This is a genomic window from Nocardioides silvaticus (assembly GCF_003160695.1).
Classification (GTDB): domain Bacteria; phylum Actinomycetota; class Actinomycetes; order Propionibacteriales; family Nocardioidaceae; genus Nocardioides; species Nocardioides silvaticus.
On sequence record NZ_QGDD01000010.1, the window covers coordinates 147,210 to 159,775 of the forward strand.

The window sequence follows — 12,566 nt, forward strand, 5'->3', positions numbered from 1 at the left end:
CGGCTCGGGCGCTGGGAGCTGTGCGCTACTCCGCCACGGCGAGGCCGCTGACCTCGACCGCCCGCTCGATCGAGTCCGGCGAGAGCACGTGGCCGATGGCGAGGGCGGCGGCGCCGATGACGCCGGCCCGCTGGCCTGCCTGCGAGGTCGTGATGTGGAGGTTCTGGGTCGCCAGCGGCAACGACCGGCGATAGACGATCTCGCGGATGCCGGCCAGCACGCTCTCGCCGGCCCCGGCGAGCGCGCCGCCGATGACGATGACCGACGGGTTGATGAGGTTGACCAGCGTGGCGAGCACCTCGCCGAGGTCGCGCCCGGACTGGCGCACGACCTGGATCGCCTGCGCGTTGCCGCTGCGCACCAGCGGGACGACGTCGTGGTCCTCCGCGACCTCCACGCCGGCGCCACGGATTGCGGTGGCGAGCGCGGGGACGGCCGCGACCGCCTCCAGGCAGCCCTGGTTGCCGCACCGGCAGGTGACCTCCGCGCCGCGCGGGAGGAACACGTGACCGAGGTCGCCGGCGGTTCCCTGCGCCCCACGCTGGAGCGCGCCGCCGGAGATGATGCCGGCGCCGATGCCGGTGCCGATCTTGATGAAGACGAGGTCGTCGACGTCGCGCAGGTGTGCGTGCTGCTCGCCCAGCGCCATGATGTTCACGTCGTTGTCGACGAGGACGGGCACGTCGTAGGAGCGCTGCACGCGGCCGGGCACGTCGTAGCGGTCCCAGCCCGGCATGATCGGCGGGTTGATCGCGCGACCGGTGTCGTGCTCGACCGGCCCGGGGAGCCCGATGCCGATCGCGGCGAGGTCGGTCCGGGGCCGGCCGCTCTCGGTGAGCAGGGCCGCGATCGTCTCCTCGACCCACGACAGCACGTGCTCGGGCCCGGCGGCGATGTCGAGCTGGGCCCAGCGGTCGCCGAGGATCCGGCCGTCGAGGTCGGCGAGCGCTGCGCTGGCGTGGGTGGCGCCGAGGTCGATGCCGGCAACCACGCGGGCGCCGGGGTTGAAGGCGATCAGCGAGGGTGGACGTCCGCCGGTGGAGACGCCGCCGTACGGCACCACGAGCCCGAGCCGGACCAGCGCGTCCAGCCGCGCGGAGATCGTGGACCGGGCGAGACCGGTCACCTCGGCCAGCTGCGCTCGCGTCCGCGGCTCCCCGTCCCGCAGGAGGTCGAACACGTCGCTGGCCCTCATGGGAGGAGTGAACCACAGCAGAGCGGGTTTGGCTCGTCTGACTAACGACTTTTGACAGATGCTCGACAAAAGTGCGTGACGCGTGCCACTCTGACGCCGTGCGACCCCCGACCGAGACCGCGCCGGCCGTTCCGACGGCCGATCACTCCGCCCCCGGGCAGGTGGTGCTGCGCGCGCGGTCCCTGACCAAGAGCTTCGTCGGCCACACCGTCCTGTCGGACGTCGACCTGGAGCTCCGGGCCGGCGAGGTGCACGGCCTGGTCGGCGAGAACGGCGCCGGCAAGTCGACGCTGATGAAGATCCTCGCCGGGGTGCACACCGCCGACCACGGCACGGTCGAGCTGGACGGCCAGATGATGTCGTTCCACCACCCCCTGCAGGCCCAGCAGGCCGGGATCTCGACGGTGTTCCAGGAGTTCAACCTGCTGCCCGAGCGCACCGTCGCCGAGAACATCTGGCTCGGCCGGGAGCCACGCCGCGGCCCGCTGGTCGACGTGAAGCGGATGAACCGCGACACCCAACAACTCCTCGACGACCTCGGCGTGCCCGGCCTCCGTCCCGACCAGCGGGTCCGCTCGCTGTCCGTCGCCGAGCAGCAGGTGGTCGAGATCGCGAAGGCGGTCAGCTTCGACGCGCGGATCATCTCGATGGACGAGCCGACGGCGGCGCTGGCGACCCACGAGGTGGAGCTGCTCTACGGCATCATCCGCGGGCTCACCGCCCGCGGGGTGGCCATCCTCTACGTCTCGCACCGGCTCAAGGAGGTCTTCGACCTCTGCGACACCATCACGGTCCTCAAGGACGGCAAGCAGGTCGCGACCCGGCCGGCCGGCTCGCTCGACGACGCCGAGCTGGTCCGGCTGATGGTCGGCCGCTCGATCGCCTCGTTCTTCCCCGACCCGGTCGAGGGCACCGAGACCGGCGCCCCGCTCCTGGAGCTGCGCGGCGCCGGCAACGGCTACGTCGACGACGTCAGCCTCACCCTGCGCGCCGGCGAGATCCTCGGCATCGCCGGGCTCCAGGGCTCGGGCCGCACCGAGCTGCTGGAGGCCCTCTTCGGCGTGCGCGGGTTCACCCGCGGCGAGCTGCGCGTCGGCGACAAGGTGGTGCGGCTGCGCAGCCCGCGCTCCGCCGTACGAGCCGGCTTGGCGCTCGTGACCGAGGACCGCAAGGCCACCGGGCTCGCCCTCAACCAGAGCATCCTCGACAACGCGCTCGGCCCGGTCCGGGCCGTGTTCCCCGGTCGCACCGGCCGCGCGCGGCGCGAGGTCCCCGGCCTGTTCACCAACCTCCAGGTCGCAGCCCGCGCGATGGACCAGGAGGTGCAGTTCCTCTCCGGCGGCAACCAGCAGAAGGTCGTGCTCGCCGGCTGGCTCGCCACCGAGCCGCGGATCGTGCTGATGGACGAGCCCACCCGCGGCATCGACGTCGGTGCCAAGCACGCCATCTACGAGCTGATGCGGGTCCTCACCCGGGAGGGTGTCGGCATCGTCATGGTCTCCAGCGAGCTGCCCGAGATCATCGGGATGGCCGACCGGATCCTCGTCATGCGCGACGGCCGGGTCGCGGGCGAGCTGCCGGCCGGCCCCTCCGAGGAGGCCGTGCTCCAGCTGGCGACCGGCGTCACCCCGACCGAGCAGGAGCGCGCATGACCAGCCCGACTGCCCCGACCGCCCCGAGCGCGCCGGACCGGCCGCCCGTCGTACGACGTCCCGCCGGTCTCACCTCCACCGGCATCGTGCTGGTGATCCTCGCCGTCGCGGTTGTCGCGGGCGCGGTGCTCACCGCGATCGAGGGCCGCAACTTCTTCAGCACCGGCAACCTGCGCGACATCCTCACGATCACCAGCACCCTCGGCCTGATCGCGATCGGGCAGACGCTGGTGATCCTCGTCGGCAGCCTCGACCTCTCGGTGCCGTTCGTCGCCAGCCTCACCGGCGTCATCGCCGCCGGGATCATGGCGGGGGAGACCGGCAACGTCCCGCTGGCGCTCGTCGTGGCGCTCGGGCTGGCCGCTCTCATCGGGTTGGTCAACGGACTGGTGGTCAGCCTGCTGCGCGTGCACGGGTTCATCGCCACCCTCGGCATGGGCCTCATCATCAGCGGCTACATCGCGACCAACTACCAGGGCAGCCACGGCTCCGCGCCCCGCTCGTTCCGGTTGATCGGCATCTCCTTCATCGGTCCGATCCCGGTCTCCACCCTGCTGATGCTGGGCTGCGCACTGCTCGCGATCGTGCTCCTGCGTCGCACCCGCGTGGGCCACCACCTCTACGCGGTCGGCGGCAACGCCGAGGTCGCGCGTCTCTCGGGCGTGCGGACCTGGGTGCCGGTCGTCACCGCCCACGTGCTCTGCTCGCTGCTCGCCGGCTTCGCGGGCCTGCTGCTGCTGGCCCGGCTCTCGGTCGGCAACCCGACGATCGGCAGCCAGGGCCAGTACGACCTGATGTCGATCGCGGCGGTGGTCCTCGGCGGCACCCTGCTCGCCGGCGGCAAGGGCCACATCACCGGCACGATCGCCGGAGTCGCGATCTTCGCCGTCATGGACAACGTGATGGGCGCCCTCCAGACCGACCCGTTCCTCCGCGACGTCGTGCGCGGCGCGGTCATCGTCGCGGCGGTCGCTGTCTACGCACGCCGCGAGATCGACCGGCGTCCCGCCCGCTTCGATGCACCGAGCCCTGCGAGGAGGCGCGCATGAGCACTCCGACGGTTCCCTACCGGTCGACGACGGTCCCGCAGCACCAGCACGGGCTGGCCGGCCGGGTCGCCGCGTCCGTGAGCACCCCCGGCGGTGCGGTGTTCGTGCTCGCGTTCGCGCTCCTGGTCGCGACCATCTTCGCCAACTCGAACTTCGGCGACCCCGGCTACTTGATCCGTTTCCTCGGCCGTACGGCGCCGATCGCGATCGCCGCGATCGGCCAGTACTACGTGATCGTCTCGGGGGAGTTCGACCTCTCGATGGGAGCGGTGATCGCCGCGCAGGTGGTCATCGCCGGCGACTACATCGGCGACGACCAGAGCCGGATCGTGCCGGGGCTGGTCCTCATGCTCGCGCTCGGCGCGTTCATCGGGCTGGTCAACGGGCTGCTCACCACACTGCTGCGGGTCCCGAGCTTCATCGTCACCCTCGCGACGATGCTCGCCCTCGCCGGGCTGGTGCGCTACCTCTCCGGCGGCGCCGCGAGCGGATACCCGCACGACGACCTCCGCCAGCTCGGCCGGGGCGTCGTGGAGAACGTGCCGGTCGTGGAGGTCCTCCCCTACCCGCTCATCATCCTCGGCGTCCTGTGCGTGGCGGCGGTCTGGCTGATGCGCCGGCCATTCGGTCGGACCCTCGTCGCCGTCGGCGACAACCCGGACGCGGCCCACGTCAAGGGCGCCCGCGTCTGGTGGGTGAAGACCCGCGCGTTCATGATCTCCTCGCTCGCCGCGACGGTGGCCGGCATCCTGCTCGTCGGCTCCGCCGGCGTGCACCCCTCGGTCGGCCAGGGCTACGAGTTCCGTGCGATCACCGCGGTCGTGCTCGGCGGAGTCGTGCTCGGCGGCGGCCGGGGCTGGGTGCTGTCCGCCGTCGCCGGTGCCTTCGCGCTCGAGCAGCTGTTCACCCTGCTGACCGTGCTCGAGGTCGACTCCACGTGGCGCGACTCCGTGCAGGGCGTGATCATCATCGCCGCCGTGGCCGTCGCCGCCCGCGCCTGGACGGTGGGCCGCCGGCCCAGCCCGAAGGCGCCCCCTCCCGAGCCGGCGAGACCGGCATCGGTGACCTATGAACCCACTCCAGGGACCCCACCGGAACAGCCCACCCCGGGCGCCAACACAGGAGGCAATTGATGCGCAGGACTCACGTCAAGTCCGTGCTCGCGGGGGCGGCCGTGCTGGCCGTGCTCACGGCGTGCTCGACCGACGACTCGGGCGGCGGTTCCGACACCGCCGGCAACGACACCGCCGAGCAGGAGACTGAAGGCTCCAGCGACGAGTGGTTCGTCCAGGCGGACTACGACGAGCAGATGGAGCAGATGTCGGCCACCTTCTCGGGCCCGGAGGACCAGCCGTGGCTGCAGTACATCGAGGGGCCGACCACCGACACCTCGCAGTGGGCCACGCAGGAGTCCCAGAAGGTGTGCTTCGCCAACGCCTCGATCTCCAACCCGTGGCGGCAGACCGGCTGGATCACGATGAACCAGCAGCTCGAGGTGCTCCAGGAGTCGAAGGTCATCTCCGAGATGGAGACCCGCGACGCCGGTGACGACGACAACCAGCAGATCGCCGACATCGACTACTTCATCTCCGAGGGCAACTGCGACGTCTTCATCATCTCGCCGAACTCCACGGCGGCGCTCACGCCCGCCGTCGAGCGCGCCTGCGAGACCGGCAAGCCGGTCATCGTGTTCGACCGCGGTGTTGAGACGGACTGCGCGGCCACGTTCATCCACCCGATCGGCGGCTACGCCTGGGGCATCGCGACGGCGGAGTTCCTCGTCGACAACCTGGAGGAGGGGGACAAGGTCGTCGCGCTCCGGATCCTCCCGGGCGTCGACGTGCTCGAGACCCGCTGGGCGGCCGCGGAGAAGATCTTCGAGGAGAACGGCATCGAGGCCGTCGACTACTTCACCGAGGCGAACCCCGAGACGATCAAGTCGATCATCACCGACGAGATCACCAAGGGCGACGTCGCGGGCGTGTGGATGGACGCCGGTGACGGCGCCGTCGCCGCGATCGAGGCGTTCGAGGACCAGGGCGTCGACTACCCGGTCATGACCGGCGAGGACGAGATGAGCTTCCTGCGCAAGTGGGAGGAGACCGGCCTCAACGGCCTGGCCCCCGTCTACTCGAACTTCCAGTGGCGCACCCCGCTGCTCGCGGTGGAGATGATCGCCAAGGGCGAGCCGGTCCCGACCGAGTGGGTCCTCCCGCAGGTGCCGATCACCGAGGAGGAGCGGGCCGCGTTCCTCGAGGCCAACGACGGCATGCCCGACGGCCACTACGCCAAGTTCGGTGGCGAGGACCTGCCGGGCTACCCGGAGGTCTGGCAGGAGCGGCAGATCCCCTGATGCAGGCGGCGTCTCGATACGTCCTCGCCTAGCGGCTCGGACTACTCGACGACCGATCGGCTCGGACTACTCGACGACCGATCGGCTCGGACTACTCGACGACCGATCGCTTCGCTCAGCGAGCGACGTGTCGAGACGCCCCGCACGGACCGCACAACCGACGAAAGGCAGCGACGTGAGAGCCATCGGCGTCAACACGTGGGTGTGGACCTCCCCGCTCACCGACGCGAACGCCCCTGACCTGCTCCGGCACGTCGCCGGTCTCGGCTTCGACGCGGTCGAGCTGCCGCTGGAGAACGCGGGAGACCTCGACCCGGCGGCGACGGCGGCGGTGCTCCGTGAGACCGGGCTGACGCCGTACGTCGTCGGGGCGATGGCTCCCGGACGCGACCTCCTCGCCGCGCCACCGGAGGCCATCGCCTCGACCCAGGACTACCTGCGCGCCTGCATCGACCTGGCCGCTGCCGTCGGCGCGCCGGCAGTGTGCGGCCCGTTCTACGCAAAGACCGGACGCGTGTGGCGCCTCGACGAGGACGCCAGGGCCGCGGCCTACGAGGAGTGGCGGGCCAACCTCGCCCCGGTCGTGGAGCACGCGGCCGACCGCAACGTGCGGATCGGCATCGAGCCGCTCAACCGCTACGAGACCTCGCTCGTCAACACCGTCGACCAGGCGCTCGCGGGGCTCGGCTCGCTGCTCGGCCCGTCGCTCGGGCTGGCGCTCGACACCTACCACCTCAACATCGAGGAGCGCTCCAGCGCCGACGCCGTACGACGCGCGGGGGAGCACCTCGTGCACCTCCAGGTGTGCGGCAGCGACCGTGGTGCGCCGGGCGGCGACCAGACCGACTGGCCGGCGCTGCTCGCGGCCCTGGACGACGTGGGGTACGCCGGCCCGCTCAACATCGAGAGCTTCACCCCCGACAACGCGGCGATCGCCGTCGCCGCCTCGATCTGGCGACCGCTGGCGGCCTCGCCCGACGACCTCGCCCGGGACGGACTGGCGTTCCTCCGTTCCGTCCCGACCGCCGCACCGACCGGAGGCGCCCGATGACCGAGCAGGAGATCAGGGTCGCCGTCGTCGGCTACTCGTTCATGGGCAAGGCCCACTCCAACGCGTGGCGCAACGTCGGCGCGTTCTTCCCGGGCCTGCCGGCCGTCCGCCAGCAGGTGCTGGTCGGCCGCGACGGCGCAGCGGTGAAGGCAGCGGCCCACCAGTACGGCTGGGCCGAGGCTGCCACCGACTGGGAGGCGGTCGTGGCCCGCGACGACGTCGACCTGGTCGACATCTGCACGCCGGGCGACACCCACCGCGACATCGCGCTCGCCGCACTCGCCGCGGGCAAGCACGTGCTCGTCGAGAAGCCGCTGGCCAACACGGTGGTCGAGGCGGAGGAGATGGTGGCCGCCGCCGCGAGTGCCCGGGCGACCGGCACGCGGGCGGCGGTCGGGTTCAACTACCGGCGGGTCCCGGCCCTGGCGCTCGCACGGGAGCTGATCGCCGACGGCCGCATCGGCGCCGTCCGCCAGGTCCGCGCGGCCTACCTGCAGGACTGGCTCGCCGACGCCGCCGCGCCGATGACCTGGCGGCTGCGCAAGGAGACGGCCGGCTCCGGGGTGCTGGGCGACCTCGGATCCCACGTCGTCGACCTGGTGCAGCTGCTGCTCGATGAGCCCGTGGTCACGGCGAGCGGCCGGCTCGAGACGTTCGTGCCGACCCGCCCGGGCCCCGACGGCGCCGAGCAGGTGACCGTCGACGACGCCGCCTGGGCGACACTCGGCACGGCGTCGGGCGCGGTCGCGAGCGTCGAGGTGAGCCGGATGGCCACCGGACGCAAGAACGGGCTCACGCTCGAGGTCTACGGCGACCGCGGCGCCCTCTCCTTCGACCTGGAGCGGCTCAACGAGCTGCAGGTGCAGGACGGTCTCGCGGGTCCGGCCCTCGGCTTCCAGCGGGTGCTGGTCACCGAGCCCGAGCACCCGTCGCTCTCGGCGTGGTGGCCGCCCGGCCACGTGCTGGGATGGGACCACACCTTCACCATCCAGGCCGCCGAGCTGCTGCAGGCGGTGGCGGGGGGCGCCGACCCGACGCCCTCCTTCGAGGACGGGCTGCAGGTGCAGCGGGCGCTCGCGGCGATCGCCGACTCCTCGGAGCGCGGCGGGGTGCGGGTCGACGTACCGACAGGGCCGACAGGGCCGACAGGGCCGACAGGGCGGACAGGGACGGAGGACTGATGGGCAAGCGCTTCACGCTCTTCACCGGGCAGTGGGTCGACCTCACGCTCGAGGAGGTGGCGGGCCTCGCGGCCGGCTGGGGGTACGACGGCCTCGAGATCGCCGTCTCCGGCGAGCACCTCGACGCGTGGCGGGTCGACGAGCCCGGCTACGTCGAGGAACGGCTCGAGCTCCTCGAACGGCACGGCCTGGAGGTGTGGGCGATCAGCAACCACCTGACCGGCCAGGCCATCTGCGACGACCCGATCGACTTCCGGCACCGAGCGATCGTCCGCGACCGGGTCTGGGGCGACGGCGACCCGGAGGGGGTGCGCCAGCGTGCCGCCGAGGAGATGCGGCTGACGGCACGGCTCGCGCAGAAGATGGGCGTCGACACCGTCGTCGGCTTCACCGGATCGTCGGTGTGGCAGTACGTCGCGATGTTCCCGCCGGTCCCTGCCGACCGGATCGAGGCCGGCTACGCCGACTTCGCCGACCGGTGGAACCCGATCCTCGACGTCTTCGACGAGTGCGGGGTGCGGTTCGCCCACGAGGTGCACCCGAGCGAGATCGCCTACGACTACTGGACCACCCGCCGGACGCTCGACGCGATCGACAACCGGCCGGCGTTCGGGATCAACTGGGACCCCAGCCACATGATGTGGCAGGGCCTCGACCCGGTCGCGTTTATCACCGACTTCGCCGACCGGATCTACCACGTCGACTGCAAGGACACCCGGATGCGGGTGGGCGGTGGTCGCAACGGCGTCCTCTCCTCCCACCTGCCCTGGGGCGACCAGCACCGCGGCTGGGACTTCGTGTCGACGGGCCGGGGCGACGTGCCCTGGGAGGACTGCTTCCGCGCCCTCGCGGCGATCGGGTACGACGGTCCGGTGTCGGTCGAGTGGGAGGACGCCCGGATGGACCGGCTCCACGGTGCGCCCGAGGCGCTGGAGTTCCTGCGCCGGTTCGACTACGACCCGCCGGCGACGTCGTTCGACGCTGCGTTCAGCAAGCAGTCCGAGGGCTGAGTCCCGGGCGGGGGCCGACTACCCACTCGTCCGCCGTACAACCGTCTTGACCTCTTGAGTGAACACTTGTTCTCTTGGGAGGCATGGCGAGCACCATCCCGTGGGAGCGCGTACGTCGATCCGCGTCCAAGCTGACGACGCCGCTCCATCCCGACGACTACCTGCGACTGGTGAATCCGCTGTGGAGCTCGCGTGAGCTCCGCGGCCGGATCGAGGAAGTGATCCCCGAGACCGAGGACGCCGCGACGTTGGTGATCAAGCCTGGCTGGGGTTGGCGCTACAACCACAAGCCGGGCCAGTACGTCGGCATCGGCATCCAGGTCAACGGCAAGTTCCAGTGGCGCTCCTACTCCGTCAGTTCGCCGCCCGAGCGGCGCCGCGGCACCATCACCATCACGGTGCGCGCGATGCCGGAGGGGAAGCTCTCCAGCCACCTCGTGAACGGGTTGGCCGCCGGCACCATCGTCCGGCTCGCCCTGCCCGAGGGCGACTTCGTCCTGCCGGACCCGCCGCCGCAGCGGATGCTGTTCCTGGTCGGCGGCAGCGGGGTGACGCCGGTGATGGCGATGCTGCGCACGCTCGACCGGCGCGGGTCGATGCCGGACGTCGTCATGCACTACTCGTCCCCCACCGAGGACCGGATGATCTTCCGGGACGAGCTCGACCACCTCGAGCAGAAGCACGAGGGACTGACTCTGCACCGGTTGCAGACAGACGTCGACGGGATGCTGGACCTCGCTGATCTCGATGAGATCTGCCCCGACTGGCGTGAGCGGGAGACCTACGCCTGCGGCCCGGGGCCGATGCTCGACGCGATCACCGAGTACTACGAGGCGAACGACCTCGAGGAGCACCTGCACCTCGAGCGGTTCTCCCTCGAGCTCGGCGGCGAAGGCGGCGAGGGCGGCACGATCACGTTCCAGAACTCGGGGAAGACCGTCGAGGCCGACGGCGCCACCACCGTCCTCGAGGCCGGCGAGGAAGCCGGCGTCGGCATGCCCTACGGCTGCCGGATGGGCATCTGCCACACCTGCACGCTCACCCTCATCAAGGGCAAGGTGCGCGACCTGCGCAACGGCGACGAGTACGACAGCCCCAACGAACCCGTCCAGACCTGCGTCACCGCCGCCGTCGGTGACTGCACGCTGGACATCTGAGGAAGGACCGACATGGCGATCTCCGACGTCAAGGAGTACACGCACCTCACCGAGGACGAGGTGGAGCAGATCGGGCGTGAGCTCGACCAGATCCGTGCCGACATCGAGGAGTCACGCGGCGACTCCGATGCGGCGTACATCAACCGCCTGATCAAGATCCAACGCGGTCTCGCCGCCGCCGGCCGGGTGACGTTGCTCGTCGGGACGCAGTTCAAGGAGACGCGGAAGCCGGCCTGGGTGCTCGGCGCCGGGCTGCTCGGCCTGCACAAGATCCTCGAGAACATGGAGATCGGCCACAACGTCATGCACGGGCAGTGGGACTGGATGAACGATCCGGAGATCCACTCGTCCAACTGGGAGTGGGACACCGCCCAGCCGGCCGAGCAGTGGAAGCACTCGCACAACTACATCCACCACCAGTTCACCAACGTCCTGGGCTACGACAACGACATCGGCTACGGCGTCCTGCGGATGGCGCGCGAGCAGAAGTGGTCGCCGTACAACCTCGGCCAGCCGATCTACAACAGCCTGCTCGCCACCCTCTTCGAGTGGGGTGTCGCCCTCCACGACCTCGACATCGAGCGGATCCGCAAGGGCGAGAAGGATCCGAAGGAGATGAAGCGGCAGCTCAAGCAGATCTTCAAGAAGGGTCGTAACCAGGTCCTCAAGGACTACGTCGTCTACCCGGCGCTCGCGGGCAAGCAGTGGAAGACGGTGCTGACCGCCAACGTCGCCGCGAACATCACCCGCAACCTGTGGTCCTACATGATCATCTTCTGCGGTCACTTCCCCGACGGTGCAGTGCACTTCACCGAGGAGGAGATCGAGAACGAGACCCGGGCGGAGTGGTACCTCCGGCAGATCCTCGGCTCGGCCAACTTCGAGGGCGGCCGGCTCCTGCACATCTTGTCGGGAAGCCTCGGGTTCCAGATCGAGCACCACATCTTCCCGGACCTGCCGAGCAACCGGTACCCGGAGATCTCCGAGAAGGTCCAGGCGCTGACCGCGAAGTACGACATCCCGTACACCACCGGTCCGCTCCACCGGCAGTACGGCCAGGCGCTGCGCACGATCATGAAGCTCTCGCTGCCGAACTCCTGGACGAGCAGCGACCAGCCGGACCCGCCGACCCCGCCCCGCGACCGCAAGCGCCGCGGCGACGACGAGCGTCCTTCGCGCAGGACCGAGCTCGGAGGGTGGTCGCGCTCCTCGTCGAAGGCCCGCGGGTGACCGCCGTGGCGATGCAGACCCCGCACGGCATGACCGGCCCGTTCGCCTGGGACCCCTCGCCCGAGGGCGGCCTGGGCGAGCTGGTCGGTCGCCGGGTCACGCAGTGCGCGCTCAGCCGGATCTGCGGCGTCTGCGCCGAGTCGCTGGGCCGGCCGATCGTGTTCGTCGGGACGGGTGAGGAGATCGGGCGCAACGCCTTCCACGCGCCCCCGCTCCACGCCGAGTGCGCCGACGCGCTGCTCCGCGACCCCGGTGCCGACCCAGCCTGGCAGATCGTCACCACCGCCGGCTTCGAGTTCGTCCGCCCCGGCAAGGAGGACGTCGACAAGCGCCCCACCTTCCAGCCGAACTCACTCATCGACGCCCCCTCGGTCGTCGAGTAGCCCGACCCCCTCGGTCGTCGAGTAGCCCGAGCGCTCTGGCGCGAGGGCGTATCGAGACGCGGTGAGGCGACAGTCCAGCGGCGAGTGGGCACGTGTGAGGCGTCTCGATACATCGCTCGCTGCGCTCGCTCTCCTCCTCGACGACCGATAAGAGCGCCGCGCTTCCGTCGGTCGTCGAGTAGCCCGAGCCGCTAGGTGTGATGTCCAGGCACGTTGTTCGATCGGGTACGGCGAGCCGTAGATAGGTGAAGGCCTCCCCGATGTGGAGTGGAGCTGTCTAGGACCACACTCCAAGGGAGGCCTTC

11 protein-coding genes are annotated in these 12,566 nt (G+C 70.7%); 10 read left to right on the forward strand and 1 reads right to left on the reverse strand.

Going from position 1 to position 12,566, the window contains the following annotated elements; translation table 11 throughout:
- Positions 1 to 25 precede the first annotated feature (25 nt).
- Positions 26 to 1,195: an ROK family transcriptional regulator gene (locus tag DJ010_RS19540; RefSeq protein WP_109696918.1), complete on the reverse strand. Its 1,170-nt coding sequence runs from the start codon at positions 1,193 to 1,195 to the stop codon at positions 26 to 28.
- 98 nt (positions 1,196 to 1,293) lie between these two features.
- Here DJ010_RS19540 and DJ010_RS19545 point away from each other — a divergent pair, with 98 nt between their 5' ends.
- The 10 genes from DJ010_RS19545 (at position 1,294) to DJ010_RS19590 (ending at position 12,261) form a co-directional block, all read left to right on the forward strand.
- The gene (locus tag DJ010_RS19545) at positions 1,294 to 2,847 is read left to right on the forward strand and encodes a sugar ABC transporter ATP-binding protein (RefSeq protein WP_109696920.1); all 1,554 of its coding nucleotides are present in this window, start codon (positions 1,294 to 1,296) and stop codon (positions 2,845 to 2,847) included.
- Positions 2,844 to 3,896, forward strand: coding sequence for an ABC transporter permease (locus DJ010_RS19550; RefSeq protein ID WP_109696922.1), 1,053 nt, complete (start codon positions 2,844 to 2,846; stop codon positions 3,894 to 3,896). Before DJ010_RS19545 ends, DJ010_RS19550 begins: the two co-directional genes overlap by 4 nt.
- The gene (locus DJ010_RS19555) at positions 3,893 to 5,029 is read left to right on the forward strand and encodes an ABC transporter permease (protein WP_109696924.1); all 1,137 of its coding nucleotides are present in this window, start codon (positions 3,893 to 3,895) and stop codon (positions 5,027 to 5,029) included. Before DJ010_RS19550 ends, DJ010_RS19555 begins: the two co-directional genes overlap by 4 nt.
- A complete protein-coding gene (locus tag DJ010_RS19560) occupies positions 5,029 to 6,249 on the forward strand; it encodes a substrate-binding domain-containing protein (RefSeq protein WP_109696926.1) in 1,221 nt (406 codons plus the stop codon). The genes DJ010_RS19555 and DJ010_RS19560 overlap by 1 nt, the downstream gene beginning before the upstream one ends.
- Positions 6,250 to 6,424: 175 nt before the next feature.
- On the forward strand, positions 6,425 to 7,300 hold the full coding sequence (locus DJ010_RS19565) for a sugar phosphate isomerase/epimerase family protein (protein ID WP_109696928.1): 876 nt from the start codon (positions 6,425 to 6,427) through the stop codon (positions 7,298 to 7,300).
- Positions 7,297 to 8,481, forward strand: a complete 1,185-nt coding sequence (locus DJ010_RS19570; protein ID WP_109696931.1) for a Gfo/Idh/MocA family protein — start codon at positions 7,297 to 7,299, stop codon at positions 8,479 to 8,481. The genes DJ010_RS19565 and DJ010_RS19570 overlap by 4 nt, the downstream gene beginning before the upstream one ends.
- The gene (locus DJ010_RS19575) at positions 8,481 to 9,491 is read left to right on the forward strand and encodes a sugar phosphate isomerase/epimerase family protein (RefSeq protein ID WP_109696933.1); all 1,011 of its coding nucleotides are present in this window, start codon (positions 8,481 to 8,483) and stop codon (positions 9,489 to 9,491) included. Before DJ010_RS19570 ends, DJ010_RS19575 begins: the two co-directional genes overlap by 1 nt.
- Positions 9,492 to 9,574: 83 nt before the next feature.
- A complete protein-coding gene (locus tag DJ010_RS19580) occupies positions 9,575 to 10,648 on the forward strand; it encodes a ferredoxin reductase (RefSeq protein WP_109696935.1) in 1,074 nt (357 codons plus the stop codon).
- A gap of 12 nt (positions 10,649 to 10,660) precedes the next feature.
- Positions 10,661 to 11,878, forward strand: a complete 1,218-nt coding sequence (locus DJ010_RS19585; protein ID WP_109696937.1) for a fatty acid desaturase family protein — start codon at positions 10,661 to 10,663, stop codon at positions 11,876 to 11,878.
- A complete protein-coding gene (locus tag DJ010_RS19590; RefSeq protein ID WP_146207410.1) occupies positions 11,875 to 12,261 on the forward strand; it encodes a hypothetical protein in 387 nt (128 codons plus the stop codon). Before DJ010_RS19585 ends, DJ010_RS19590 begins: the two co-directional genes overlap by 4 nt.
- The last annotated feature ends 305 nt before the right edge of the window (positions 12,262 to 12,566 follow it).